Source organism: Nocardioides sp. CCNWLW239, assembly GCF_037137035.1.
GTDB lineage: Bacteria > Actinomycetota > Actinomycetes > Propionibacteriales > Nocardioidaceae > Nocardioides.
The window spans coordinates 928,131-953,096 of the sequence record NZ_JBBBNW010000001.1 but is presented as its reverse complement, the minus strand read 5'-3'; the positions used below and the strand labels follow the sequence as shown (position 1 = coordinate 953,096).

General features: G+C 69.4%; 23 protein-coding genes. 10 read left to right on the top strand and 13 right to left on the bottom strand.

Annotation, left to right across the window (positions count from 1 at the left end; translation table 11 throughout):
- Nucleotides 1-4: 4 nt before the first annotated feature.
- Nucleotides 5-976, bottom strand: coding sequence for a helix-turn-helix transcriptional regulator (locus WBG06_RS04620; RefSeq protein WP_336735340.1), 972 nt, complete (start codon nt 974-976; stop codon nt 5-7).
- 107 nt (nt 977-1,083) lie between these two features.
- Here WBG06_RS04620 and WBG06_RS04615 point away from each other — a divergent pair, with 107 nt between their 5' ends.
- On the top strand, nt 1,084-1,479 hold the full coding sequence (locus tag WBG06_RS04615; protein ID WP_336735647.1) for a RidA family protein: 396 nt from the start codon (nt 1,084-1,086) through the stop codon (nt 1,477-1,479).
- Between the two features lie 57 nt (nt 1,480-1,536).
- On the opposite strand, the gene WBG06_RS04610 is transcribed toward WBG06_RS04615, so the two are convergent.
- From WBG06_RS04610 to WBG06_RS04590, 5 genes are all read right to left on the bottom strand, one after another.
- Complete coding sequence (locus WBG06_RS04610) at nt 1,537-2,469, bottom strand: hypothetical protein (protein ID WP_336735339.1); 933 nt, start codon at nt 2,467-2,469, stop codon at nt 1,537-1,539.
- Between the two features lie 35 nt (nt 2,470-2,504).
- Complete coding sequence (locus tag WBG06_RS04605) at nt 2,505-3,587, bottom strand: hypothetical protein (RefSeq protein ID WP_336735338.1); 1,083 nt, start codon at nt 3,585-3,587, stop codon at nt 2,505-2,507.
- On the bottom strand, nt 3,584-3,958 hold the full coding sequence (locus tag WBG06_RS04600; RefSeq protein ID WP_336735337.1) for a hypothetical protein: 375 nt from the start codon (nt 3,956-3,958) through the stop codon (nt 3,584-3,586). The genes WBG06_RS04605 and WBG06_RS04600 overlap by 4 nt, the downstream gene beginning before the upstream one ends.
- A gap of 265 nt (nt 3,959-4,223) precedes the next feature.
- Nucleotides 4,224-4,934: a hypothetical protein gene (locus tag WBG06_RS04595; RefSeq protein WP_336735336.1), complete on the bottom strand. Its 711-nt coding sequence runs from the start codon at nt 4,932-4,934 to the stop codon at nt 4,224-4,226.
- 657 nt (nt 4,935-5,591) lie between these two features.
- Nucleotides 5,592-6,053: a hypothetical protein gene (locus WBG06_RS04590; RefSeq protein WP_336735335.1), complete on the bottom strand. Its 462-nt coding sequence runs from the start codon at nt 6,051-6,053 to the stop codon at nt 5,592-5,594.
- A gap of 340 nt (nt 6,054-6,393) precedes the next feature.
- Here WBG06_RS04590 and WBG06_RS04585 point away from each other — a divergent pair, with 340 nt between their 5' ends.
- The 5 genes from WBG06_RS04585 to recD all read left to right on the top strand — a co-directional run bounded on the left by WBG06_RS04585 (nt 6,394) and on the right by recD (nt 15,853).
- On the top strand, nt 6,394-6,756 hold the full coding sequence (locus WBG06_RS04585) for a hypothetical protein (RefSeq protein ID WP_336735334.1): 363 nt from the start codon (nt 6,394-6,396) through the stop codon (nt 6,754-6,756).
- Between the two features lie 162 nt (nt 6,757-6,918).
- A complete protein-coding gene (locus WBG06_RS04580; protein WP_336735333.1) occupies nt 6,919-7,353 on the top strand; it encodes a hypothetical protein in 435 nt (144 codons plus the stop codon).
- A 102-nt stretch (nt 7,354-7,455) separates the two neighbouring features.
- Nucleotides 7,456-10,824: an exodeoxyribonuclease V subunit gamma gene (gene recC / locus WBG06_RS04575; protein ID WP_336735332.1), complete on the top strand. Its 3,369-nt coding sequence runs from the start codon at nt 7,456-7,458 to the stop codon at nt 10,822-10,824.
- Between the two features lie 2 nt (nt 10,825-10,826).
- Nucleotides 10,827-14,099 (top strand): UvrD-helicase domain-containing protein, encoded by a 3,273-nt coding sequence (locus WBG06_RS04570; RefSeq protein ID WP_336735646.1) that lies wholly within the window; start codon nt 10,827-10,829, stop codon nt 14,097-14,099.
- Entirely contained in the window at nt 14,096-15,853 is a 1,758-nt protein-coding gene (gene recD, locus WBG06_RS04565; RefSeq protein WP_336735331.1) for an exodeoxyribonuclease V subunit alpha, read from the top strand. The genes WBG06_RS04570 and recD overlap by 4 nt, the downstream gene beginning before the upstream one ends.
- Before the next feature lie 144 nt (nt 15,854-15,997).
- On the opposite strand, the gene WBG06_RS04560 is transcribed toward recD, so the two are convergent.
- The 4 genes from WBG06_RS04560 to WBG06_RS04545 form a co-directional block, all read right to left on the bottom strand.
- Nucleotides 15,998-16,615, bottom strand: a complete 618-nt coding sequence (locus WBG06_RS04560) for an ACT domain-containing protein (protein WP_336735330.1) — start codon at nt 16,613-16,615, stop codon at nt 15,998-16,000.
- A gap of 68 nt (nt 16,616-16,683) precedes the next feature.
- Nucleotides 16,684-17,130, bottom strand: coding sequence for a nitroreductase family deazaflavin-dependent oxidoreductase (locus WBG06_RS04555; RefSeq protein WP_336735329.1), 447 nt, complete (start codon nt 17,128-17,130; stop codon nt 16,684-16,686).
- Between the two features lie 45 nt (nt 17,131-17,175).
- On the bottom strand, nt 17,176-17,511 hold the full coding sequence (gene trxA, locus WBG06_RS04550) for a thioredoxin (RefSeq protein ID WP_336735328.1): 336 nt from the start codon (nt 17,509-17,511) through the stop codon (nt 17,176-17,178).
- Complete coding sequence (locus tag WBG06_RS04545) at nt 17,508-17,882, bottom strand: MerR family transcriptional regulator (RefSeq protein WP_336735327.1); 375 nt, start codon at nt 17,880-17,882, stop codon at nt 17,508-17,510. Before WBG06_RS04545 ends, trxA begins: the two co-directional genes overlap by 4 nt.
- 153 nt (nt 17,883-18,035) lie before the next feature.
- Here WBG06_RS04545 and WBG06_RS04540 point away from each other — a divergent pair, with 153 nt between their 5' ends.
- Nucleotides 18,036-18,983 (top strand): 1,4-dihydroxy-2-naphthoyl-CoA synthase, encoded by a 948-nt coding sequence (locus tag WBG06_RS04540; protein ID WP_336735326.1) that lies wholly within the window; start codon nt 18,036-18,038, stop codon nt 18,981-18,983.
- Nucleotides 18,984-18,993: 10 nt separating this feature from the next.
- On the opposite strand, the gene WBG06_RS04535 is transcribed toward WBG06_RS04540, so the two are convergent.
- Both WBG06_RS04535 and WBG06_RS04530 read right to left on the bottom strand, forming a co-directional pair.
- Nucleotides 18,994-19,212, bottom strand: coding sequence for an amphi-Trp domain-containing protein (locus tag WBG06_RS04535; protein ID WP_336735325.1), 219 nt, complete (start codon nt 19,210-19,212; stop codon nt 18,994-18,996).
- A gap of 238 nt (nt 19,213-19,450) precedes the next feature.
- On the bottom strand, nt 19,451-20,935 hold the full coding sequence (locus tag WBG06_RS04530) for an MFS transporter (protein ID WP_336735324.1): 1,485 nt from the start codon (nt 20,933-20,935) through the stop codon (nt 19,451-19,453).
- A gap of 85 nt (nt 20,936-21,020) precedes the next feature.
- On the opposite strand from WBG06_RS04530, the gene WBG06_RS04525 reads away from it, so the two are divergent.
- The gene (locus tag WBG06_RS04525; protein ID WP_336735323.1) at nt 21,021-21,719 is read left to right on the top strand and encodes a TetR/AcrR family transcriptional regulator; all 699 of its coding nucleotides are present in this window, start codon (nt 21,021-21,023) and stop codon (nt 21,717-21,719) included.
- Nucleotides 21,720-21,741: 22 nt separating this feature from the next.
- Here the strand turns inward: WBG06_RS04525 and WBG06_RS04520 are convergent, their stop codons facing one another.
- Complete coding sequence (locus WBG06_RS04520) at nt 21,742-22,467, bottom strand: PaaX domain-containing protein, C- domain protein (protein WP_336735322.1); 726 nt, start codon at nt 22,465-22,467, stop codon at nt 21,742-21,744.
- A 63-nt stretch (nt 22,468-22,530) separates the two neighbouring features.
- Between WBG06_RS04520 and WBG06_RS04515 the strand changes: the two genes are divergently transcribed.
- Nucleotides 22,531-24,174, top strand: coding sequence for an acyl-CoA dehydrogenase family protein (locus WBG06_RS04515; RefSeq protein WP_336735321.1), 1,644 nt, complete (start codon nt 22,531-22,533; stop codon nt 24,172-24,174).
- Nucleotides 24,171-24,962, top strand: a complete 792-nt coding sequence (locus WBG06_RS04510; protein ID WP_336735320.1) for a crotonase/enoyl-CoA hydratase family protein — start codon at nt 24,171-24,173, stop codon at nt 24,960-24,962. Before WBG06_RS04515 ends, WBG06_RS04510 begins: the two co-directional genes overlap by 4 nt.
- The last annotated feature ends 4 nt before the right edge of the window (nt 24,963-24,966 follow it).

The window sequence follows — 24,966 nt, the reverse complement described above, 5'->3', positions numbered from 1 at the left end:
CGCCTCACAGAGGCTCTTCGTAGCTGTCTGCCAGCGCCTGGGCTCGCTGCCGCAGGGACGCACGTAGCTCGGGCGGGCCGAGTGCTTCGGCACCGGTGCCGAGCTGCCACATCGCCCACTCTGCGTGCCAGAGATCCTGGAAGGTCACCTCGAGCCGCGTCCAGCCGTCCTGGTCGGGCTCCTCGGCGCGTATGGCCTCGGCCATGTCGAGCAGCTGGTCACGGCGGCCGGGGTCGACCCTCACCCGAACCGGGATGTGCCCTTCGGAGAGGAACTGAGCGCAGCGCTCCGCCCAGAGGCGCTCGAGATCCACCTGGTCCGGTCGTGCCGCGGGTTCCTCCAGCTCGTACGCCGCCAGGACCCGAGACATCCGGAACGTACGGTCGGTGCCGGACTCGGTGGCCAGCAGGTAGCCCTTCTCCCGCACCGTGACCAGGCCGATCGGATCGACGTCGCACCAGCGGGGCGCTCGACCGCGCGATGCGTAGTGGAGACGCAGCCGGTGTCCGGCGAGGACCGCCCGACGTACCGCGGCGACGGTGTCGTCGGGAACCTCGTCGACCTCCAGGCGGCGGGAGAGGAGGTCGGTCTCCGGGTCGAAGAGGAACCGCTGTGCGGCGTTGCTCGCCGCCGCCTGATGGTTCTCGGGGAGCGCGTCCACGACCTTCCGCATCGCCGACGAGAGGGCCGAGCCGAGTCCGAAGATCCGCTCACCACGACCTGATCCGGCAGTGAGCAGCGCCAGGGCTTCGTCGTGGTTCAGGCCGGTGAGCTCGGTCCGGAAACCGGGCAGCAGCGAGAAGCCGCCGTGACGACCGCGTTCGGCGTAGACCGGGACGCCGGCCGCCGAGAGAGCCTCGATATCGCGCAGCACCGTACGGGTCGAGACCTCGAGCTCACGGGCCAGGACGTCTGCGGTCAGCTGCCCACGCTGCCGCAGCAGGAGCACCAGAGAGACCAGCCGGTCGGCACGCACGTCCCGAACTCTAACGAAATACCTGACAGGAGATGTCGTGATTCGTTGCCAGGCTGGACGGAGAACGGGGATGGTCCCCGTCTGAGCTGAACGGAGCCGATGTGGCAATCGAACGGACGGCCGTCAACCCGGTCACGTGGTCAGTGGAGCTGGGCTTCAACCAGGCAGAACTGGTCACCGGGGTCACCAGGACGCTCTACTGCTCTGGGCAGACGGCGATGGGTGCCGACGGCAAGCCGCGGCACGAGGGCGACATGGCCGCCCAGATCGGTCTGAGCCTCGACAACCTCGAGGCCGTGCTCGGCGCTGCCGGCATGGCGCTGGCCGACCTGGTCAGGCTCAACGTCTACACCACCGACGTCGACCTGCTCTTCCAGCACTACGGCGTCCTCGCCTCGCGACTGGGGGCTGCCCAGGTGGCTCCCGCCACGACCATGCTCGGCGTCACTCGCCTGGCCGTCCCCGGGCAGATGGTCGAGCTCGAGGGTACCGCCGTCGCGTGAGACGCTGATGAGCACGTACTGGAGCTGGCGTCGGATGTCGAGCGGCGCCAGCTCGGGTCACCGGATCCGTACGAGATACTGCGAGAAGTCGCCCGAATCCGGCGGGGCGGCGGCCCATGCTTTGGTCACGTCGGGGAGAAGTGACGTGACGGAGTCGCAGGTTTCGCCACCCATAGAAAGCTGCACATTCGGCCCCGCGGCGTGCTTCGCCGAGGTCTTGCCAAGGATCGTGTACGCGACGCAGTCTGCCGGTTCGGTCTTCAGGAACACGTCCCTCCCCGCGACTCTGGTCCGCTCACCGTCCTCCGCAGAGAAGGCGTCGAGATCGATGTCCATGTATGTGATGTTCAGCTCGATGCCCTCGACGGTCGAGTCTGACTCCGATGAGCAGCTGCTCAGCCCCCCGGGGGCCTCCGTGGGTTCGACTCCACCTTCATAAGCGCTCCCGAGTAGTCCGCAGGCCGTGTGGTTCTGGGGATCTGATCGGGGCCGCAGCGGTGGATCCTCCGACTGCAGTTGTGTCGCGACCACGGTCGCAGCATCCTCGGCCGTCGAGCAGTGGTCGTCGGACTCGATCGCGATCCCATGATGTGCGCCCACCGCGAAGGTGATGTAGCAGCTCTGCGAGTCGCTGAATGACGTCTTGTACGCCCTCAACCCCTCGACATCAAGCGCTTCCAGGCGGTTCGCAGGGTTATCGGCCTTCGCGCGATCGGCCTCATCGAAGGGGACACCGACCACCACGGCTAGGTAACCCGCACCAGCGGGAACCGTGCACCTGTTGGGATCGCCTTGAACCCTGCGGTCCGAGGAATCCGACACAAGTGGCTCAATCAGCCCGCAAGGATCAAGGCGGCTCAACGACTCGCGAACCTCCGACGCCGATCCGGTCGGAATCGATTCCGCAGAGCCCTCAGACGTGGGTGGGTCTGGTTTCGGTTCGACACTGTCGTCCGAGCAACCGGCTACGACTAGCAGAAGCAACAGCATCGACAGATGAACCACCGAGGTCCTGGGCCGACTCGTCATAGTTGAAACTCTCCGCCCGGGTTCTTGGGGTCGGGGAGCCTCTCAAGGCGCAGGTATCCGAAATAGCGGTCCACCTCGTCTGCCACCGTGGCGACGGACTCCTGGGCGGCGCTGAACTCCTTCTCTGCGTCCTCGTCAATCCTGCGAAAGTGTTTCTCGAGTGCGTCGAGATACTCCTCGGCGGTTGGCTGCGGTGTCTCCGTCTTGTTGCGCGAGTCGCCGAACTCGACCGCCGTCTTTGCGACATCCCAGTACTTGAGCGCCTTGCCGGCTTTGCCCGTCGCCTTGTCCCTAAGGAAGTCGCCGACGAGTGGGATGCTTCCGATGACCTCGTTCACCTTTCCTTCAACGTCACTCATGACCTGGGACAACGGAATCGACACCCCGGGTGGATACGGGAAATCGTCGCCGGCTGACCTCCACTGTTCCAGGGTGTCCTCCAGCGCTTCCTTGGCGTCTTCTGCCTGAGCCATCATCGCGGACTGCGATCGACCGATCACGTTGCCGCACGCTGCGGCTGCGGCATGCGCCAAGCCCGCCGCGGTGAGCAGGACGTCTTCGACAGGCGTAACCTGCTCGGCCCAGATCTCAAACTCGTCCCTCGCGCCACCCTCCCAGTTGTTGTCTACGAGAACCGTTACGTTCGCCCAATGCTCTACGTGGGAGTGTCTGATCGTCTCCAGCGCTGCTCCTTGCGCCACCGCGGAGTTCACCAGACCAGTCGCGTCCACGTCGTTGAACCTCGAGACCAGGCTCCGCAACCATGGTCCGACGGCGGCCGCGCCGCCCTTGCCCGCTTCAAAGGCCTGCGAGACCAGCGACTGCCAGTCGCCGTCCACGATCATCGGAAGGGTGGGGTAGACCGTAAACGCGGTTTTTGCTGGGATCGTCAAGGGACGGACAGTCGGTGCGACATTCTCAGCGTCCCCAGACGCTGTCCGAACGTTGAAGTCGCGGATGAACTGTGCGGCGGCCTCGATTCCCATCAGGTCGGCGAGCAGCTCTTCGATCTGATCAGTGACTGTTCTGAATCGTTCGGGGGAGAAGCCCGAAGAGCCGCCTCCGTCAATCCGAGTCATCCGTGATTCTCCTCAAGCTTGGGCGGCACGGGAGAGGGTCGGAACGGCTTGGTTCCCAAGCCATCCTCCAACCGTCGCGCATCTGCCGCTGCCCGCTCATCTGCGGCGACAAACCCGTCGGTGATCGAGACGATCGTCTGGCCTGCGTCGTTCCAGGTCATCACTGCCCGCCGAAGGAGATGGTGAACTTGGACGTTCAGATCGATCGCGTCGACCAACCCTGGGGGAGACTCCGCCATCACCGCGGCTGTCTGCCACGTACCGGTCGCGTCGGACATGGCAGCGGCAAGTTCGCCCAGTCGGCGCGCATGCGCAGGAAACTCCTGCTTTCCTGCCCGGTACATTGCGTTGAGATCTGCCTTGACAGTCATGCCCCAAACTCCTAGCCAACTTCCGCGTGGTGGCCGGGCCACCACGCTGCCCGAGATGTCATGCAGGTCTGCGGCGTTCTGCCTGGAAGACCTGTCAAGGTCGTCATACCCGAATCTCGACGTTCTAAACAGGCTTCAGATGAATTGCTGCATTTGGATCCACCGGTGGATTCGCTGACGCCTTGAGCGCTTGATCCGTCACGCCTAGGTGGCTGGTCTTCCGTCGAAGAGCTGACATCGACCTTGAAGGAAGTCCGTTGTGCACCTAGGCCTTTCGACCGTCCTTGTCGGCGTCGTCCTCTGGCACGTTCGGCGTCCAGCCGCGAGAGGCGTTGGGGTCCAAGACGTCGCTCGCGGACTCGGTCCAGTCGTCGCTGTAGTCGGCCTGCCAGTCCTGGTTCTGGCTGCCCCGCTTGTCGTCCTTCTTGCCGCCACGGCCACCGGCTCCTCCGACGCCGCCGCGTCCGGCGCGGCTGCCGGCTCCGGTCGCCCCGCCTCGGCCGCCGGCGCCGCGAGCACCTGCCGCACCACCGCGTGCGCCCGCGCCGGCTCCTCGTGCGCCGGCTCCGGCTCCGGCACCCGACCGGGCGCCGGCAGCGCCGGCTCTGGCCGCTGCAGACCTGGCTGTCGCCGACTTCGACGTCGCGCTCGCCGTCGCCGCCTTGGCCGACGCGCCGGCGGCGAACCTGTTGGCGAGCGCCTTGGCCACACCAGCCCCGAGAAGGGCCCCGCCGCCACCGATCGCGAGCGCGGTCATGCCGCTCGTCCCGCCACCGAGCGGGGCGAGCCCGTCAGCGGTCTCGACCATCGCGTACGACGTCGAAGGTGCCGCCGAGCCGTCGGCGTTCACCCACTGCGTACCGTTCCACTCCGGCTTGTTCTCAGCCTCGTACGCCGCGATGTTCGCCTTCTCTTGGGCGATCAGCTCGTGACCCCAGCCGTTCGGGTAGAGCGTGCCTGAGTTGTAGGACGCCATCCGGGCCCGGGCCGCGGCGATGTCGCTGTAGGAGCCAGGCGACGATGGGGTTGCCGGGGAGCTTCCGGGGTCAGAGTTCGGCTCGTCCGTAATCGCGCGAACAGGAGGGTCAGCGGTGTAATTGTCTTTGTCGACCACTTGGATCTGCTGAGCCGCCGCCGCTTCGGCGTTTGCGATCGCCTGCTCTCGCGCCGCGTAGGCAGCGCGGTCCGACTGAAGTGCCTTCTGATTCTGGACCGCCTGAGCAGAGTCGACGCCGGTCCCGGTCTGCGCATACTTCGGGCTCGAGGGGTCGGGCGCCGGGCCATGGTTGGTGGGAAGAGAGGCCTCGAGTTGGGCGAGCTTCTCTTTGGCGGTACGGGTCGTCCCCTGAGCTTGACCGAGTGCTTGGATCGCTGCGTCTAGCTGAGAGACCTTGTGGGTCAACTTCCGGGCGGAATCCCTGAACGCCCTCTGTGCTGCATCGGTGGTGAGCGACGTCTCCTCGAACGCTTTCGGCAAGTTGTTGGCCGCGGCTTCTAGGTCCTGAGCTACGCGTCGCATCGTTCTTGCCGCCTGCTCCCAGTCTTTCAACCGAGCCTCGACGTCGTCGGGGTTCGCTCTGGCGACGTACTCCCTGAGTACAGACATCATCGGACCCTTGACAACGGACATGGGTCAGCCTTCCTGATTCTGGCCGTACTCGGAGCGCGACGCGATCTCCTCGAGCGTCTCGCCGGACAGCGGGAAGAACGGCAAGGGGATGTCAGGCAGGTTGAGGCGGTCGTCCTTCATCAAGTTTTCGAAGAACGGCTTGCTAATCAGATCGGCTGCTGTGTCCAACTTGCGAAAAGCCGTTGCGGCATCTGCATCAGCCTTCTTTGCCTCGCGCACAGCGTCATCTAGACCGTCGACGAAGTTGACCAGCGCCTCGTTGGTCTCTGAGAGTGTTGAGTTGATCCTGTCGGTCGCGCGGTTCATGAGTTTCTCAAGTCGGCCGGCGGTGGCGCTGCTTCCGAGGGACTCGGCTGCTGGCTTGTCGACGTGGACCTTGTAGATCTCGTCTTTCGACTCCATGAGGACAGCCTTGATCCGGTTGACCACGGCCTCGTCAGCGCCAGTAGATTTTGGTCCTGCCATGTCGGCCTCCCCCGAGTATGTGCAAGCGGTGGGCAAAGTCTAAACACCTTGCACTGGATCGTCACGGTCAATGATCAAGGCGAAGCCCACTATCCTCTCCGACATGACTGGATCTCGGACGCCCTTGTCCCGACGCCTCGCTCTGTCTGCTGTGTCGATCGCGGCTGGGTTGGTGCTCTGCTCATGTGGCGGCAGCAAGGACGACCCGTCCGGGCCCGAAACGGCGTCGAGCCCATCAAGTCCGACAGCTTCGGAGTCTCAGACCGCAGCGGGGTCCGACGGTGTCGTAGCTGAAGTCGACGGGGCTCAGTTCACCGCCCCAGACGGTTGGACTGTCGTGATGGAGGACGGGAGCCCCGTGATCGGGGCGCCCAAGGATGCCGATGGCTACTCGCCCGGTTTTGGGGTCCTCGACGCAGACATGACGCTTTCAGCGAACACAGACGAGTTGGCAACGACCGCCCTAGAGATCCTCAAAGGCTCCAAGCCAGATGCCAAGCGCCTCCCCGATGTCGAGTACGGGGGAGTGACTTTTTATCACCTGCGCAGCACGAACGACGTCAACTCCTACGACGAGTACGGGGCGGTCATCGGGGACTCAGAGGCCAGCGTGGCGTGGACATTCCTCAACGAATTCGCCAGCCGAGAGCAGATGGACGAGATGATCAATCAGGTGATGCCGACGTTCAAGTTCGAGGGCTGAGGGCGGACTCGAAGCGTGTCGTCACGTCCTCGAGGCCTCGCTGCCCGCCGTTTCGTCGCACTCGTTCTATCTGGAATCGTCGCCGTCGCTGTCGGGGCGTGCGGGCGCGCCGGTGAGGAAGCGGGTGGAACTACGCCGCCGAGAGCAGCCGAGGAATCCGCAGTGAGCACCGAGTCGCCCGCGGCATCACAGGTGGCGGGGGTCAATGGCGCCCAGTTGTCGGCTCCTGCTGATTGGAAGGTCGAGCAGGCGCAGTCGTCGAGGGTGATGATCAGCGCCCCCAAAGACGATCTCGGCTATTCGCCTGGCTTCGGGCTCTTGGATGCGAGCATCACGCTTTCAGAGAACACCGAAGCACTGGCTGCCAACGTCATGAAGCGGCCAGGTGCGAAGCGTATGCCCGACGTCGAGTATGGGAGTGTCCCGTTCTTCCACGTCCGCGAGGGGAACGACACGAACACCATCGACACCTATGGGGCCGTCATCGACGGTTCTAGGGTCACTGTGACGTGGACGTTCCTCAACGATTTGGCAAACCCGAAGCAGATCGATGAGCTGGTCAACCAAGTGATGCCGTCATTCAAGTTCGAGGCCTGAACGTGCAACTGTCCTAGTTTAGTGCATCCAGATCGAACGGTCAGGTGGATGCACTCCGAGCCTTGACGACCCCTGTCGGTGGCGCCCGATAGGTTGCGGTCTGTGGTCGTACATCTGCACCGCGCGCCGCGGACCGATCTGCTCGCCGAATCGCTCGGCGAGCTGTTGTCGGTGCCGGCAGAGGACCCGTTCGCGACGGAGGTCGTGGTGGTGCCGGCGCGAGGGGTGGAGCGGTGGTTGTCGCAGCGGCTGGCCCATCGCCTCGGGGCAGCGGACGGGCGGTCGGATGGGATCTGTGCGGGGGTCGACTTCCGGTCTCCGTGGTCGTTGTTCGCGGAGGTCGCGGGCACGGGGGACGAGGATCCGTGGGCGCCGGAGTCGCTGACCTGGCCGGTGCTGTCGGCGATCGACGCGTCGCTGGACGAGCCGTGGGCGAAGCCGCTCGCGCTGCATCTGGGACACGGAGACACGACAGAAGAAGGGGTACGTCGGCGGGGACGGAGGCTGGCGCTGGCCCGGAGGCTGGCGCGGTTGTTCGCTGCGTACGCGGACCAACGGCCGGCGGTGGTCGCCGACTGGAGCGCGGGGCGGGACACGGACGGGCTCGGGGCGGAGATCGCGGACGACCTGGCGTGGCAGCCGCCGTTGTGGCGAGCCGTCGCCGAGCTGGTGGGTGGCCCGACGCCGCTGGAGCGGCAGGCGGCGACGGTCGTACGTCTGAAGGAGAAGCCGGAGGAGTTCGAGCTGCCGGAACGGGTCTCGCTGTTCGGTCACACCCGGCTCTCCGCGACCGACGTCGAGCTCGTGGCAGCGCTGGGGGAGCACCGGGAGGTGCATCTGTGGTTGCCGCACCCCTCCGAGACCCTCTGGCAGGCGCTCGCCGGGCTGGACGGGACGGTCGCCCGCACGGCCGACCGGTCGCACGACGCGGTCGGACATCCGCTGCTGGCGACGCTGGGGAGAGACACCCGGGAGCTGCAGCGCTCCTTGAACGCGTTCTCCGGCAGCTCGATCACCGACGGTGCTTTCGAGGCCGGCGGCCGGCTGCTCGGGTGGCTGCAGGAGGACATCCGCGGCAACACGGTCGGTGATGCGGCGAACCGGGTGCTCGACCCGGCGGACCGTTCGATCCAGGTGCACGCCTGCCATGGTGAGTCCCGGCAGGTGGAGGTGCTCCGCGAGGTGCTGCTCGGCCTGCTCGAGGACGACCCGACCCTGGAGCCGCGGGACGTGCTCGTGATGTGTCCCGACATCGAGACCTTCGCGCCGCTGATCGAGGCCGGCTTCGGGCTGGGGGAGATGACGGGAGAGACCGGACATCCCGCTCACCACCTGCGGGTGAAGCTGGCGGACCGGTCGCTGACGCGTACGAACCCGCTCCTGGACGTGGCGACCCGGTTGCTCGACCTGGCGGGCGGCCGGGCAGGGGTGAGCGACGTGCTCGATCTCGCTCATCTCGACCCGGTGCGGCACCGGTTCGGCTTCAACGACGACGCGCTGGAGCAGCTCGAGGACTGGGCCAAGGACGCCGGGATCAGATGGGGCTTCGACGCGGAGCACCGCGAGCCCTTCGGGCTGGAGACGTACGTCGCCAACACCTGGCGCTTCGGGATCGACCGGATCCTCACCGGGGTCGCGATGTCCGAGGACTCGGCGACCTGGCTGGACACGACCCTGCCGCTGGACGACGTGGGCAGCGGCAGCGTCGAGCTGGCCGGGAAGTTCGCCGAGCTCGTCGATCGGTTGCGGGAGATCACCGACGAGCTGGCCGGGGTCCATCCGCTGGCGCACTGGCTGAAGGTGATCGAGGAGGGCGTCTCTGCGCTGACATCGGTCTCGGCCAACGACGAGTGGCAGTCGGGCCAGGTGACGAGAGAGCTCTCGCGGGTGCGGGAGGCCGCGGCAGGGCACGAGGTCGACGAGCTGCGGCTCCCGGACGTGCGTGCGCTGCTGGGGGCCCGGCTGGCCGGGCGGGCGACGCGTGCGAACTTCCGGACCGGGACGCTGACGGTGTCCACGCTGGTGCCGATGCGGTCGGTGCCCCACCGGGTGGTGTGCCTGCTGGGGATGGACGACGGGGTGTTCCCGAGGGTCGGGATCACCGACGGTGACGACCTGCTGGCCCGCGACCCGCAGACCGGGGAGCGCGACCTGCGCAGCGAGGACCGGCAGCTGTTCCTCGACGCGCTGCTGGCGGCGACCGAGACGCTGGTGGTGACCTACACGGGTGCCAACGAGTATTCGGGCCAGCCGCGACCGCCGGCGGTGCCCCTGGGGGAGCTGCTGGACGCGCTGGACGCGACCGCGGTCTGCTCGGACGGGACGCCGGTCAAGAACGTCGTGACGACCAGGCACCCGCTGCAGCCGTTCGACCCGCGCAACCTGACGCCCGGGAAGCTGGTCACCGGAGATCACCCCTTCTCCTTCGACAAGGCTGCGGCGGCCGGAGCCCGGGCTGCGGTGTCGGCGCGCGTGGAGCCGCCGGAGCTCCTGCCCGCCCCGCTGGCGCCCCAGCCGGCCGGGGACGTGACGCTCGAGGAGCTGCTGGCCTTCTACCGCGCCCCCGTGCGGGCGTTCTTCCGCGACCGGCTGGACCTGGCGCTTCCCCGCGACGACGACCCGCTCTCCGACGGGCTGCCGGTCGAGCTCGACGGCCTGGGCCAGTGGTCGGTGGGCGACCGGCTCCTCCACGACCTGCTCGCCGGGATGTCGGAGGAGCAGGCGACGCAGCAGGAGTGGCGCCGCGGCGTACTCCCTCCGAAGTGGCTGGGCTGGCGCATCCTCACCGATGTGGTCTCCAAGGCGAAGCCGATCGCGGCCGAAGCGCTGCGGGTACGCCACACGGCCATCTCGACCGGACAGGCGCGGGCCGTCGACGTCGAGGTCGACCTCGGTGACGGACGGCGACTGACCGGCACCGTTCCCCAGGTCTACGGCGACCGGCTCGTCCCGGTGACCTACTCCCGCCTCGGTGCCAAGCAGCGGATCGAGTCGTGGCTGCAGCTGGTCGCGCTGGCGGCTTCCGACGAGGACCGCGCCTGGAGCGCCTGGACGCTGGGCCGTCCGGGCAACTCCAGATCGCGTACGCCGTTCGGGCTCTCCCAGCTCGGACCGCTCGACCACACCGCGATCGACGTGCTGCGCGACTTGGTGCGGTTGCGCGACAAGGGGCTCTCCGCGCCGCTCCCGCTGCCGCTGAAGACGTCGCTCGCCTACGCCCGCCAACGGCGCACCCAGGCCGGCGTCGACGATGCGCTCTACAAGGCCGGCTGGGAGTGGAACGACGGACGGTTCGAGGGCGAGGAGTCCGACGTGGAGCAGGTGCGAGCCTGGGGTGCGAAGTCCGCGATCCCGGGGCTGGGTGATCCGCCCGAGCCCGGCGAAGAGTTCGACGGCGAGACCTCCCGCTTCGGCGCGCTCGCGATGCGGGTCTGGTCGCCGTTGCTCACGGCCGAGCAGGGGAGCTGGTGAGCATGGATGGATTCGACCTGACCGGCCCTCTTCCGACCGGCACCACCCTGATCGAGGCCTCGGCCGGCACCGGGAAGACCTTCACCATCGGCGCCCTGGTCACCCGCTACGTCGTCGAAGGGGAGGCGACCCTCGACGAGATCCTGGCGATCACGTTCGGTCGTGCCGCCTCGCAGGAGCTGCGCGACCGGGTGCGCTCTCACCTGGTCGAGGCCGAGCGGGCGTTCGCGGCCGCGGTCGCCGGGCAGCGCCCGAGCCCGCTCGACGCTCACCTCGAGCTGCTGCTGGACGTGACGGACGACGAGGTCCGGCTACGCCATGAGCGGGTGCGCGACGCGCTCGCCTCCTTCGACGGAGCCACGATCGCGACGACCCACCAGTTCTGCCAGCTCGTGCTGCGCTCGCTCGGCGTGGCCGGTGACACCGACGCCGGAGCCGAGCTGGTCGATTCGCTCGACGAGCTCGTCGTCGAGGTCGTCGACGACCTCTACCTGAAGTGGTTCGGCGAGGCCAAGGAGCGCCCGCCGTTCGACCGCGACGATGCGCTCGGCCTGGCGCGCACCGCGGTCGAGGACCCGCAGTCGGTGCTCGCCCCGGCGCCGACCGAGGATCCGGTCGCAGGTGCCCGGGTGCGGTTCGCCGAGGCGGTGCGGGCCGAGGTCGACCGGCGCAAGCAGCTGCGCGGCGTCCTTTCCTACGACGACCTGCTCTCTCGGCTCGCGGTCGCGCTGGAGGATCCTTCCGCGCCCGCACGGGCACGGATGCGGCAGCGGTGGAAGATCGTGCTGGTCGACGAGTTCCAGGACACCGACCCGGTGCAGTGGCAGGTGCTGTCACGAGCCTTCTCGGGACATGCGACGTTGGTCCTGATCGGTGACCCGAAGCAGGCGATCTACGCCTTCCGCGGCGGTGACGTCTTCACCTACCTGACCGCGGCCCGCACGGCCGAGACGCAGGCGACGCTCGACACCAACTGGCGCAGCGACGCACCGCTGGTCGAGCGGCTCCAGGTCGTCCTGCGCGGCGCAGCGCTGGGCTCTCCCGAGATCGTCGTCCACGACGTGAAGGCCCACCACGCCGGCTCCCGGCTTGTCGGCGCCCCGCATCCGTCACCGTTCCGGATGCGACGAGTCGGTCGCACCGGCTTCAAGCTCACCCGCGGCAAGATGATCACCGCCGGCGATGCCCGCACCCACATCGCCCGGGACCTCGCCTGCGACATCGCCGAGCTGCTCGGCTCCGGAGCGACCTGGTGCGATCGGCCGATCCAGGCCGGGGACGTCGCGGTCATCGTCGCCGTCCGGTCACACGGGCTGCTGGTCCAGCGGGTCCTGCAGGAGCACGGCATCCCGGCGGTGATGGCCGGCGGCGGAGACGTGTTCCTGACTCCCGCCGGCGAGGACTGGCTGGCGTTGCTGCAGGCGCTCGACTCACCCCACCGGACGCCGCTGGTGCGGGCGGCCGGTCTGAGCGTGTTCTTCGGCTACACCGCGACCGAGCTCGACGCGGGTGGTGAGACGCTGACCTCGCGCATCGCCGACACGCTGCGTGGCTGGGCGCTGCTGCTGCGTGGTCGAGGTGTCGCCGCCCTGATCGAGGCGGCCGAGGAGCGCGGACTCACCGCGCGCGTGCTGGGTCGCACGGACGGAGAGCGGCTGCTCACCGACGTACGTCATCTCGGGCAGCTGCTCCACGACATCTCGGTGCGCGACTCGCTCGGCCTGCCGGCGCTGCTGACCTGGTTCCGCGACGAGCGGAGGCGATCCGCGGCGACCGAACGGCCGCGGCGGCTCGACTCGGACGCCGCCGCGGTGCAGATCGTCACGGTGCACGGCTCGAAGGGGCTGCAATATCCGGTCGTCTACCTGCCCTTCGCCTACGACTTCTTCGTGCGCGACCCGGAGGTCGCCCGATTCCACGACGACGCGGGCCAGCGGACGATCGACGTCACCCGGGCCGGCGCGCAGTGGGCGCAGCACCTCACCCGTCACCAGGCCGAGGAGCTGGGGGAGGAGCTTCGAGATCTGTACGTCGCGCTGACCCGGGCCCAGTCACAGGTCGTCGCCTGGTGGGCGCCGACGGCGAACACCGCCACCGGCGGCCTCCACCGGTTGCTGTTCGGGCGACAGCCCGGCGTCACCGAGGTGCCGGCGTCACAAGAGGTCTTCGACGACGCCTACGCCGAGCGGGTTCTCGGTCTCATCGAGAACATGGGTGGGCCGACCGCCGAGCCCTCCGTCGTGGCGACGGCGGTCGCATCGGTGCGCCCGCCGTCCGTCGGCGCGCTCGCCGCGCGGGCGTTCACGCGCGAGGTGGATGCCGAGTGGCGGCGCACTTCCTACTCCGGCCTCATCCGGGTCGACGAAGGTGTCGCAGCGACGTCCGAGCCGGAGGTCGAGGGCACGGACGACGAGCCCGTCGTCGACGACGTCGACCTCGGCGAGGTCCCCGCGGAGCAGGAGCACCTCTCGCCGATGGCCGAGCTGCCGAAGGGTGCCGGCTTCGGGTCGCTGGTCCATGCGGTCCTCGAGCACACCGACCCGCAGGCTCCCGACCTGGCCGAGGAGTTGCTGGTGAAGACCCGCGAACAGCTGCGCTGGTGGCCGGTCCCGGCGTCGGCCGAGGACCTGGCGACCGCGATGCTGCCGCTCAACCTGACCCCGCTCGGCCCGCTGGCCGACGGGCTGACCCTGGCCGAGATCCCGCTGCGTGACCGGCTGCGCGAGCTCGACTTCGAGATCCCGCTGGCGGGCGGCGACAGGCGCGGGCCCGGTGCACCGGACGTGCGGCTTCGCGACCTCGCCCCGCTCCTGCGCGCTCACCTTCCGGCCGACGACCCGATGGTGACCTACGCCGATCGGCTCGAGGCACCGCCTCTGGGCGAGCAGTCGCTGCGGGGCTATCTGACCGGCTCGGTGGACGTGGTGCTGCGGTTGCCGAACGGCCGGTTCGTCGTGGTGGACTACAAGACCAACTTCCTCGGCGTCGAGGCGATGGACTACACCCAGCCGAAGCTCGCCGAGGCGATGCTGCACTCCCACTACCCGCTGCAGGCGCTGCTCTACTCCGCGGTGGTTCACCGCTTCCTGCGCTGGCGCCTGCCCGGCTATGCCCCGGAGAAGCATCTCGGCGGCGTGCTCTATCTCTACGTGCGCGGGATGCTCGGCCCGGACACCCCGGTCGTCGACGGCATCCCGACCGGCGTCTTCACCTGGCAGCCGCCCGCATCCTTGGCGGTCGCGCTGTCCGACCTGCTGGACGGAGTGGCCCCATGATCGAGCGCTGGGAGTCCGACGACCCCTTCGACGCGCGCTTGGCGCGGTCCGCCACCGGGCTGTTGGAGTCGTTCAACAAGGAAGGTGTGCTGACCGCTGCCGACGTACACGTCGCGACCCGCGCCGCCGCGCTCGCCGGCGAGGAGCGCGACGAGGTGCGGCTCGCGTTGGCGCTGGCGGTCCGAGCAGTACGTCACGGGTCGGTCTGCGTCGACCTGGCCGCGCTGCGGGAGACCGAGGAGACGCTGCCGTGGCCGACGGCGGCCGGCTGGCTGGAGGCCGTTGCTGAGAGCCCGCTCGCGGCGACGTCTGTCGTGCAGGTCGAGGACGGTCTGCTCTACCTGGACCGCTACCACCGCGAGGAGGGACAGGTACGCGACGACCTGCTCGGCCGCCTGGCCTCACCGCGACCCGTGGCCGACGAGACCTTGCTCGAAGCGACCGCTGCCCGGCTCTTCCCGGGCGAGGGCTACGCCGAACAGCGGTCCGCCGCGCTCGCTGCCGCCCGCCAGTCGACGACAGTGCTCACCGGTGGCCCCGGCACCGGCAAGACCACGACGGTCGCCGGCCTGCTGGCCTTGCTCACCGAGCAGTCGTCGACGCCGTTGCGCGTTGCGTTGACCGCGCCGACCGGGAAGGCAGCCGCACGACTTCAGGAAGCGGTCGAGGGCGCCCAGCTGGCGTCACAGTTCACCGAGGCCGACCGCGCCCGGCTCTCAGGTCTCACCGCGTCGACCCTTCATCGGCTGCTCGGCTGGCGACCCGGCTCGTCGACCCGGTTCAAGCACCACCGCACCAACCGGCTGCCGCACGACGTCATCGTCGTCGACGAGACCAGCATGGTGTCGCTGACGATGATGGCCCGGCTGCTCGAGGCCGTACGCCCCGAGGCGCGGCTGATCCTCGTCGGCGACCCCGACCAGCTCGCCAGCGTCGAGGCCGGGGCTGTGCTCTCAGATCTCGTCGCCGGCCTCGCCGTGCGCTCACCCGATGCCGTCGCCGCGCTCCGCACCACTCATCGCTTCGGCGGTGCGATCGGTGCCCTCGCCGCGGCGCTGCGGGACGGCGACGCCGACGCGGCGCTCGACGTGCTTCGCTCCGACGACCCGGCGGTCGAGCTCGTCGATCCCACCGACGAGGACCGGATGGCCGAGGTCGAGCGCGACCTGGTCGCCCACGGCGTCGCCCTCCACGAGGCCGCGCTGGTGGGAGATGCGGAGCGCTGCGTGCGCATGCTCGACGAGTCGCGTCTCCTCTGCGCCCACCGCGACGGCCCCTGGGGCGTCGCCCACTGGAACCGGCTGATCGAGCGCGGCCTCGCCGAGACCACCGGCGAGGCTCTCGGTGTCGGCTGGGGCCACGAGTGGTATCCGGGCCGCCCCGTCCTCGTCACCGCCAACGACTACGGCCTCGGTCTCTTCAACGGCGACACCGGCGTCACCTACCAGGACGCCGCCGGAGACCTCCGCGTCGCGATCGCGGGCGGCGCGACGTACGCCCCTTCACGCCTCGGCGACATCGAGACCCTGCACGCGATGACCGTCCACAAGTCCCAGGGCAGCCAGGCCAGGTCCATCACCGTCCTGCTCCCACCCGACGACTCGCCCCTGCTCACCCGCGAGCTCTTCTACACCGCGGTGACCCGAGCCCAGGAGCGGGTACGTGTCGTCGGCACCCCCGACGCCGTCACGGCCGCCATCACCCGCCGCGCCCAACGCGCCTCTGGCCTCCGCCAGCGCCTCGGCCACACCTGAGTCCTCGCACCGAGGCGTCGCCCCCGACCGCCGAGAAGTCGCGTACGTCGGCCGAGACGTCACACGGGCCACCTCGACCGCCCGAGGTGACGCTTCGACCGACGGGGCTGACGCTTCGGCCCGCAGAACTGACGCTTCGGCAGGTCAGGAACGGGCGATCGAGGTGGCGAGGGAGGCGAGGTGGCCGAGACGGGCGAGCTCGGAGTCGAGGAAGTCGGGGCCGCCGCGGCGGCCGATGATGACGATCTCGTTGCCGTCGATGCGGGCGCCGGCGAACATGTTCTCGTCCTCGCCCTCGACCTCGATCCGTTCGGGGCGGTCGAGCTCGATGAAGGGGACGTTATCGGGGGCGCCGTCGGTGGACCGGCTGATCCCCTTGACGCGGTGGACGCGGATTGCCCAGTCGGCACGGAAGGTCAGGGGCAGCACGTCCACGAGGCGGTCGAGGGCCTCGTGAGCGTTCTCGGTGAGGTCCTCGACGGCCTCGAGGTCGAGGAAGAGGTTGCCGCCCGCGGCGTAGCGGGAGATCCAGACCACGTGGACGTCCTCGAGCTCGTTGCACGCTGAGACGATCGAGTCGGGCATGGAGCCTGGCGCGGTCTCGAGTAGCACGTCATCGACCGCACGGCCGTTGTGCTTGTCTTTCTCAACGATCTCGATCGCCTCGATGTCACCGCCGGCTTCACCGATGGCAGAGGCGAGGCGACCGAGTGAACCCGGGACATCGGGCAGCTCGACGCGTAGCAGGAACGGCATGGCCATAGACCCTAGCGTCGCGAACCGACAGCCGTGGGACTGTCCGGGTTACGCGCCGGTCAAATGCTCGCCGGTCAGTCGGCGGGCTCGAGCAGGAAGAGCGGGAAGACCCGCGACGTGTTGGGCTGGTATTCGCCGTACGTCGGCCAGGTCTTCACGGCGTAGTCCCACCACTCGTCGCGCTCGGCACCGGAGAGCTCGCGGGCCACGTACGCCTTCTTGGTGCCGCCGTCTTGGAGCACCATGTCGGGGTGCTTGCGGAAGTTGGCCACCCAGGCGGGGTTCTTGTCGGAGCCACCCCACGACGCGACCGCGAGGTAGCGGCCGTCGCGCTCGATGCGCATCAGCGGGGTCTTGCGGATCGCACCGGTCTTGGCGCCCCGGTTGGTGATCAGGATGATCGGCTTGCCGTCGCGCTCGAGGACGTTGGCCTCAGCGCCGTTGGAGGCCTCGAACGCGGCAACCTGCTCGCGCACCCAGTCGGCCGTGCTCGGGATGTATTCACCTTGCAGTTCGGTCATGCCCACTACAACACCACGGTGCGATGCCTATTCCAACCGGCGCGATCACGCCAGAGCCTTGTCGATCTCGCGGTCGAGATGCGACTTCGGCCGCGCGCCGACCATCTGCAGCACCGGTTTCCCGCCCCGGAAGAGGAGCATCGTCGGCACCGCCATGACCCGGTAGTCGGCGGAGGTGGCCGGGTTCTCGTCCTGGTTGAGCTTCACCACCTTCAGGCTGCCGACCCGCTCCGTGGCGATCATCTCGAGGATCGGTGCGAGCCGGCGGCAGGGCGGGCACCACTCGGCCCAGATCTCCACCAGCACCGGCGTCTCGGACATGAGTACGTCGTCGACGAACCGGGCATCGGTGATGTCCTCGATCACGGCGGTCTGACTCATCTCTTCTCTCCTTCAGGGTGATAGGACTCGGCTTCGTGCAACAGTGCGGCGAGCTCGCCGCGCAGGACGGTCAGCTCGGTGACCCGCCGGTCGATCTCGGCGATGCGCTGCCGATAGGCCTCGAGCGACGCCGGGCACACGTCGGCGCGGTCGTTACCGGCGCGCAGGCAGTCGACGAAGGGCAGCGTCTCCTCGGCGGTGAGGCCGAGCGACCGCAGAGCGCGGATCTCCCGCACCACCTGCACGTCCACGTCGGCGTAGTCGCGATATCCGTTGCCCGCCCGTCGCGGCGCGAGCAGTCCGCGCGACTCGTAGTAGCGCACCGCCTTCACCGTCACGCCGGCCCGATCCGCGAGCTCCTTGATCTGCATGCGTACGACCGTAGACCTTGCCCCTGGGGGCAAGGTCAAGCCTGCGATCATCGGGCCGGATAACCTCAGGGCCATGAGTGAGCGCCAGCGAACGACCATGAACCTCATGCGGCCGAGGCCGTACGCTTCTCGTCTTTCGACGGACTCGGCCGCATGAGCGCCATCGAGGGAGTCTCCGACACGTTCGACCCGAGCCGCTGGGACGAGGTCCCCGGCTTCGAGGATCTGACCGACCTGACCTATCACCGGGCCAAGGAGCACGGCACCGTACGCATCGCCTTCGACCGCCCCGATGTGCTCAACGCCTTCCGCCCGCACACGGTGGACGAGCTCCTCCGGGTGCTCGAGCACGCCCGCACCTCCGCCGACGTCGGCTGCGTCCTGCTCACCGGCAACGGCCCCTCGCCGAAGAACGGCAAGCACTCCTTCTGCACCGGCGGCGACCAGCGCATCCGTGGCAAGGCCGGCTACCAGTACGAGGAGACCGACGCGTACGCCGCCGGCCGGACCGGCGCGGAGGAGCCCACACCGATCGACAAGGCCAAGCTCGCCCGCCTGCACATCCTCGAGTGTCAGCGGCTGATCCGCTTCATGCCCAAGGTCGTCATCTGCGTCGTCCCCGGCTGGACCGCCGGCGGCGGCCACTCCCTCCATGTGGTGTGCGACCTGACGCTGGCCAGCGCCGAGCACGGGCGTTTCAAGCAGACCGACGCCGATGTCGGCTCCTTCGACGGCGGCTACGGCTCCGCCTACCTCGCCCGCCAGGTCGGCCAGAAGTTCGCCCGCGAGATCTTCTTCCTCGCCGAGGAGTACTCGGCCGAGGACGGCGTACGCATGGGCACGGTCAACCGCGCCGTCCCGCACGCTGAGCTCGAGGACGTCGCGCTCGAGTGGGGCCGCAAGATCAACGGCAAGTCGCCCACCGCCCAGCGGATGCTGAAGTACGCCTTCAACCTCCTCGATGACGGCCTCGTCGGCCAGCAGATGTTCGCCGGCGAGACCACCCGCCTGGCGTACATGACCGACGAGGCCCAGGAGGGCCGCGACCAGTTCCTGGAGAAGCGCGAGCCCGACTGGTCGCCTTACCCCTGGTACTACTGATCTGCGCCGGTCACCACTTCAGCTCGATCTCGATCTCGCGCTCGTCGTCGCCGATCTCGATCTCCAGCTTGAAGTCGACCTCGTCGGGTACGCGCACCTTGAAGCGCAGCCCCTCCCGCTCGAACTCGACCTCGTTGTTGCTGGCGAGCGCGTCGGCCAGGGCGCGTAGGCGGGCCGCTGCTTCCTCGCGACGCAGCCGCGCCTGTTCCGTGACTTCCATCAGGTCCATGCTGAGCTCCTTGTTAGGCGTTGAGGTTGCATGATCTCGGCCGCGCGGTCGGTGCCGGTCGGGCAGTGAGTACAGCCCGTCCACGGCAGCCGACCTGTGCTGCACGATGACCTTATCTCCGGGGGAGCATGAACATGCCTGACCCTGGGGAGGGTTGTCCGAACCCGGATCGGACAACCCTCCCCAGGGTGCGTTGCGACCAAGGGGCGTACGCCGCGGATCCCTACGTGGGGCGCCGTCAGGCCGCGTGACTTCCGCGAGCGGGTCGTGACGACTTGGCGATGAGCGCCAGGGCGGCCACGGCTCCGAGAAGGCTCGCGGCGGCGGCGACCCAGAAGGCTGCTGAGTAGGGGAGTGCCGGGTCGTGCCCGGCGACCGCGTCCGCGGTGAGCAGGGCGGCGACGACGGGGGCGGCTGAGGCTGATCCGATGGTGCGTACGACGCTGTTCAGGCCGGTGGCGGCACCGGCCTCGGAGGGAGGCGACCACGCCATCACCAGCTGGGCGCAGATCGCGTAGCCGATCCCGTTGCCGAAGCCCAGGACGGCGAAGCTCACGACGACCGCGGCCGGGGCGGTCGGCCACAGCGCCAGGCCGATCGCGCCGAGCGCCATCACCGCCGGTGCCACCAGTGCGGTGATGCCGGTGCCGTAGCGGGCGACCAGCACCGGGGTCAGTCGGCCGCCGAGGAACACCATGACGGCGCTGGGCAGCATCGCCAGCGCGGAGACGGTCACGCTCATGCCCTGGCCGTAGCCGGTGCTCGCGGGCGCCTGCATGATCAGGGGCAGGGCGACGTAGCAGACGTACGGCACGAAGCCGACGGCCAGCGTGAGCAGGCTGATCAGGGCCAGCGGACCGTGCCGGAAGGTGCGTACGTCGGCGACCGGGTCCGCGGTCCGCATCTCGACCACGACCAGCAGGGCCAGCAGGACCAGACCGGCTGCGGCCGTCCCGAGCGTGCGGATGGAGCCCCAGCCCCAGGTGCCGCCCTGGGAGACCGCGAGCAGGATGCCGACGAGGCCGCCGGCGAGCAGGACGATCCCGGGCCAGTCGGTGGGTCGGGCGACGGCCGGCGTGGTGGCGCGCGGCACCCAGGCGGCCACCATCGCGGCGGAGGCGAGGATCAGGGCGGCCCCGATGACGAAGAGCCAGCGCCACGACAGCGTGTCGACGACGACGCCGCCGACCACGAGCGCGATGCCGGCGCCGAGCCCGACCATGCCTGCGATCCACCCGAACGCGGCTGCGCGTCGGGCCCCGTCGAGCCGAGCGCTCGCGAGCGCGAGGGCCAGCGGGAAGGTCGCGGTGCTGACGCCCTGCACGACGCGTGCCACGAGGAGTACACCCAGGGTCGGTGCGGCGGCGGCCGTCAGGGTCGCGACGGCGAACACGAGGACGGTCGTCAGCAGCACCCGCCGGTGCCCGAACCGGTCTCCGAGGTTTCCGACGACCGGGGCGAGCACGGCGCCTGCCAGCAGGAACGCCGTGAGGATCCAGCCGGTTCCCTGCCCGGTGGCGTGCAGCTCTCGGCCGAGGGTCGGCAGAGCCGGCACGACGAGGGTCTGCATCAGGGAGAACGCGAACACCACGGCGCTGAGGGCGAGGGTGAAGCGGGCCGGATGCCGCATGGCCGCGCGTTCGGGCGCTGCTTCGGCGGAAGACGACAGACCGTCCGAGTCGGCCGGGACGGCCTCGTCGAGGGTCGTGCTGACGGTGGACATGGAGGTGCTCGCTCTCATCATCTAATCGGAACGGAAGTTCCGTTCCGATTCAAGGTAACACCGATGCTCGACTAGAGTGAATCCCGTGCCAGCCGCCTCCAGTCCTGATCGTCCGCTCCCGGGCCGGCAGCGCGAGGCGAGGATGAACGACGAGGCCGTGCTTGCGGCCGCTCGGGCGTTGATCGCCGCTCATGGCCCTGGCGCGTCGATGGCCGACATCGCCCGTCGTGCCGGGGTCGGGGTGGGATCGCTCTACCGGCGCTACCCGAACAAGGACGCGCTGGTCCAGGCTCTCCAGGTCCGGGCCGTCCGCGACGCGGCCAGGCTCGCCGAGGAGGTCGCGGACGCGGCCGAGAAGGCCGGTGTCGAGAGCACCGAGGATGACGGTGCCGTCGGTGCCTTCCTGCGCAAGCAGATCACAGATGCGGCCGGTCCTCTGCTGCGGCCGCCGGGGGTGATCGGCCCGATCCCGGACGACCTCGCCGCGGTCTCCGACGAGCTACGCGTCGGCATCGAGCGTCTGATCGCCCGTGATCGTGCGATGGGCCTGCTCCCGGACGGATTCACCGCTGCAGACGTGATGCAGCTCCTGCTGCACCTGCGTCCGCCGATGCCGCTTCGCCGCGAGGGGGCCGACGCCCTCCACCTCCGCTATCTGCGCCTCGTCCTGAGAGGTCTTCGCGATCAGGCCGAGACGGGCGACGCCCTTCCCGAGGGCCGTCGCTGGGACGAGTGGGTGAGCGCCTGGTACCGCCCGGACGAGGTCGACCCGGCCGCGATGTGACCGGGCGCGTGCGAGGCCCGGGTCAGCGCGGGAGCGACGCGAGCTCGCCGAGCTCCCGCTGATAGGCGGCGTACGCGTCGCGCAGTGCGGCGGCCGGCCAGTCGGCCGGGCGCAGCTCGAGGGGGAGGAGCGGGTCGGCGCTGAGGTGTCGGACCATGGCGGCAGCGGTGGAGAGCCGGCGGGCGGGCTCGCGGGTCGAGGCCAGCAGGCCGAGGAGGTGCTCGCCCTCGCGGGCCCACCCGGTCAGGTCCCACAACGAGGCCGCCAGCTCGCCGGGATCCTCGTCGGGGGTGGCGGTGAAGGTCTGCAGGACCGGGTCGGAGAAGCGCTGACGCTGGAGGTTGGCGGGTCGGGTCCAGACGCCTTCGCGCAGCTCGGCGAGGCGGTGGGACTTGAGAGCGTCGCGGAGGGTCGCGCGCTCGGGGCCGGGGCGGCCGGTGGTGACGACGACCGCCATCTCCCAGGTGCCGTCCCAGGGCTTGTCGGCGGTGTGCACGGCCTCGTCCTGGTGGGCCTGGCGCTGGATGAGCCGGTCACCCAGCCGGTAGCCGTCGTCGGTGCGCCGCAGGTCGCCGTCGCTGACGGCACGGGTGATCGCGACGCGCACGGTCGCCGGGGCGATGCCGAGGAACTGCCCGGCGCGGGCGAGGTCGGCGGGCGTCAGCGGGTTCGGGTGGGCGCCGAGCATCAGGCTCAGGACGGCTGAGCGGGCGGAGAGCGGAGCAAGGTCATCACGCGCGGTAGCCACCGGCCCATCCTCTCATGCAACATATCTAGACACGACTGTGACGCGCTATGTAACATGGTCGACATGACCAGTACTCGCCAGGCGCACTCCACCCATGAGGTCACCAACCAGGTCCCGCCGCTGGTGGGTCACAACACGGCCGGCGACCCGGTCCTGCGCGAAGGCGTCGAGCGCGAGGGCGCCGCCTGGGCGCTTCCGGAGATCGACGAGCTGGGCCGCCTCGCCGGCACCGCCGAGGCGCAGGAGTGGGGCCGGCTCGCGGAGCGGGTGCCGCCGCGTCTGCACACCCACGACCGCTACGGCCACCGGATCGACGAGGTCGAGTACGTCCCGGCGTACCACCAGCTCATGCAGACCGCGGTCGAGAACGGTCTGCACGCTGCCCCGTGGGCCGACGACCGGCCCGGCGCCCACGTCGCGCGGGCCGCTAAGTTCTTCGCCTGGAACGTCGACGCCGGCCACGGCTGCCCGATCTCGATGACCTATGCGGTGGTGCCGGCGCTGCGGGCCAATCCTGAGCTCGCCGCGAGGTTCGAGCCGCTGCTGACCAACCGGGAGTACGACTTCGGTCTCCGCGACCCCGAGACCAAGCGGGGTCTGATCGCCGGGATGTCGATGACGGAGAAGCAGGGCGGCTCCGACGTACGCGCGAACACGACGACCGCGACCCCGCAGACCGACGGGACGTACGTCCTGCGCGGTCACAAGTGGTTCACCAGCGCCCCGATGAGCGACATGTTCCTCACCCTCGCCCAGACGGAGGCGGGCGTCTCCTGCTTCCTCGTGCCACGCGTCCTGCCCGGCGGCGAGCGCAACGCGATGCGCTTCATGCGGCTCAAGGACAAGCTCGGGAACAAGTCCAACGCCTCCTCCGAGATCGAGTACGACGCCGCGACCGGATGGCTCGTCGGCGAGGAGGGTCGCGGGGTCCGCACCATCGTCGAGATGGTCAACATGACCCGCCTCGACTGCGTGATCGGCTCCTCGGCCGGCATGCGCACCGCACTGACCATGGCGGCGCACCACGCCCGGCACCGCTCCGCGTTCGGCAAGCTGCTGATCGACCAGCCGGCGATGCGCAACGTCCTGGCCGACCTGCAGATCGAGTCCGAGGCGGCGACGACCGCGATGCTGCGGCTCGCCGGCGCCAACGACCGGGCGATCCGTGGTGACGAGGGCGAGGCTGCCCTGCGCCGGATCGCGCTCGCCGTGACGAAGTACTACGTCTGCAAGCGCGCCCCGTTCATGGTCAACGAGGCCTTGGAGTGCCTGGGTGGCAACGGCTACATCGAGGACTTCGACGTCGCCCGGATCTACCGCGAGATGCCGCTGCTGTCGATCTGGGAGGGCTCGGGCAACGTGGCCGCGCTCGACGCCCTGCGAGCCCTGGCGAAGGAGCCGCACACCCTGGACGCGTTCCTGGCCGAGGCGGAGCTCGCCGCCGGTGCCGACGCCCGCTACGACGCAGCGCTGGACCGGCTGAAGAAGGAGTTCACCTCGTTCGACGACCTCGAGCTCCGCGCTCGGCGGATCGTGGAGCAGCTGGCGCTGGTCTTCCAGGGCTCGCAGCTCCTCCGCCACGCCCCCGCCCCCGTGGCCGACGCGTTCTGTGGCTCGCGTCTCGACCGGGACTGGGGCGGCGCCTTCGGCACGCTGTCGCCGCGTGGCGACCTGGACGCGATCGTCGAGCGCGCCCTCCCGGCATGACGGCGGGCGGGACGGCGGGCGGGACGGTCGGTATCGTCAAGGACGGTCCGGTCACGACGATCGCGATCAACCGTCCAGAGGTACGCAACGCCGTCGATCGGGCGACGGCGGAAGCCCTGGTCGCCGCCTTCGAGGAGTTCGACGCCGATCCGGACGCCGCCGTCGCCGTGCTGCACGGAGAGGGCGGCACCTTCTGCGCCGGCGCCGACCTGAAGGCGGTCGCGGGTGGGGACCCCAACCGGTTCGAGCCCGACGGGCACGGCCCGATGGGACCCACCCGGATGCGGCTCGGCAAGCCCGTGATCGCCGCCGTCGCCGGTCATGCCGTCGCCGGTGGCCTGGAGCTGGCCATCTGGGCCGACCTGCGGGTGATGGAGGAGGACGCGGTCTTCGGTGTCTTCTGCCGGCGCTGGGGCGTACCCCTGATCGACGGCGGCACCGTCCGGCTGCCGCGGCTGATCGGCACGAGCAACGCCATGGACATGATCCTCACCGGCCGTCCCGTCGGTGCCGAGGAGGCCCTCCGGATGGGGCTGGCCAACCGCATCGTCCCGCCCGGTCAGGCCCTCGCGGCGGCACAGGAGCTGGCGCGCCAGGTCGCCGCCTTCCCGCAGACCTGCCTGCGCCACGACCGGCTCTCCGTGCTGGAGCAGGAAGGGCTCGGCGAACAGGACGCGCTCGCCGCGGAGTACGCCCACGGCGTCGTCTCGGTCACCTCCGACACCGTTGCGGGGGCGACCCGCTTCGCCGACGGAGCCGGACGCCATGGCGCCTTCGGGGCCGACTGACCCC

What these genes read in the sequence shown, in the direction of transcription:
- WBG06_RS04610 (WP_336735339.1), bottom strand. Translation starts at nt 2,469, where the DNA reads ATGCTGTTGCTTCTGCTAGTCGTAGCCGGTTGCTCGGACGACAGTGTC.
- WBG06_RS04600 (WP_336735337.1), bottom strand. Translation starts at nt 3,958, where the DNA reads ATGACTGTCAAGGCAGATCTCAACGCAATGTACCGGGCAGGAAAGCAG.
- WBG06_RS04530 (WP_336735324.1), bottom strand. Translation starts at nt 20,935, where the DNA reads ATGTCCACCGTCAGCACGACCCTCGACGAGGCCGTCCCGGCCGACTCG.
- WBG06_RS04510 (WP_336735320.1), top strand. Translation starts at nt 24,171, where the DNA reads ATGACGGCGGGCGGGACGGCGGGCGGGACGGTCGGTATCGTCAAGGAC.
- WBG06_RS04555 (WP_336735329.1), bottom strand. Translation starts at nt 17,130, where the DNA reads ATGACCGAACTGCAAGGTGAATACATCCCGAGCACGGCCGACTGGGTG.
- WBG06_RS04540 (WP_336735326.1), top strand. Translation starts at nt 18,036, where the DNA reads ATGAGCGCCATCGAGGGAGTCTCCGACACGTTCGACCCGAGCCGCTGG.
- trxA (WP_336735328.1), bottom strand. Translation starts at nt 17,511, where the DNA reads ATGAGTCAGACCGCCGTGATCGAGGACATCACCGATGCCCGGTTCGTC.
- WBG06_RS04585 (WP_336735334.1), top strand. Translation starts at nt 6,394, where the DNA reads ATGGAGGACGGGAGCCCCGTGATCGGGGCGCCCAAGGATGCCGATGGC.
- WBG06_RS04545 (WP_336735327.1), bottom strand. Translation starts at nt 17,882, where the DNA reads ATGCAGATCAAGGAGCTCGCGGATCGGGCCGGCGTGACGGTGAAGGCG.
- WBG06_RS04595 (WP_336735336.1), bottom strand. Translation starts at nt 4,934, where the DNA reads ATGGCGTCCTACAACTCAGGCACGCTCTACCCGAACGGCTGGGGTCAC.
- WBG06_RS04560 (WP_336735330.1), bottom strand. Translation starts at nt 16,615, where the DNA reads ATGGCCATGCCGTTCCTGCTACGCGTCGAGCTGCCCGATGTCCCGGGT.
- WBG06_RS04570 (WP_336735646.1), top strand. Translation starts at nt 10,827, where the DNA reads ATGGATGGATTCGACCTGACCGGCCCTCTTCCGACCGGCACCACCCTG.
- WBG06_RS04515 (WP_336735321.1), top strand. Translation starts at nt 22,531, where the DNA reads ATGACCAGTACTCGCCAGGCGCACTCCACCCATGAGGTCACCAACCAG.
- WBG06_RS04605 (WP_336735338.1), bottom strand. Translation starts at nt 3,587, where the DNA reads ATGACTCGGATTGACGGAGGCGGCTCTTCGGGCTTCTCCCCCGAACGA.
- recD (WP_336735331.1), top strand. Translation starts at nt 14,096, where the DNA reads ATGATCGAGCGCTGGGAGTCCGACGACCCCTTCGACGCGCGCTTGGCG.
- WBG06_RS04535 (WP_336735325.1), bottom strand. Translation starts at nt 19,212, where the DNA reads ATGGACCTGATGGAAGTCACGGAACAGGCGCGGCTGCGTCGCGAGGAA.
- WBG06_RS04590 (WP_336735335.1), bottom strand. Translation starts at nt 6,053, where the DNA reads ATGGCAGGACCAAAATCTACTGGCGCTGACGAGGCCGTGGTCAACCGG.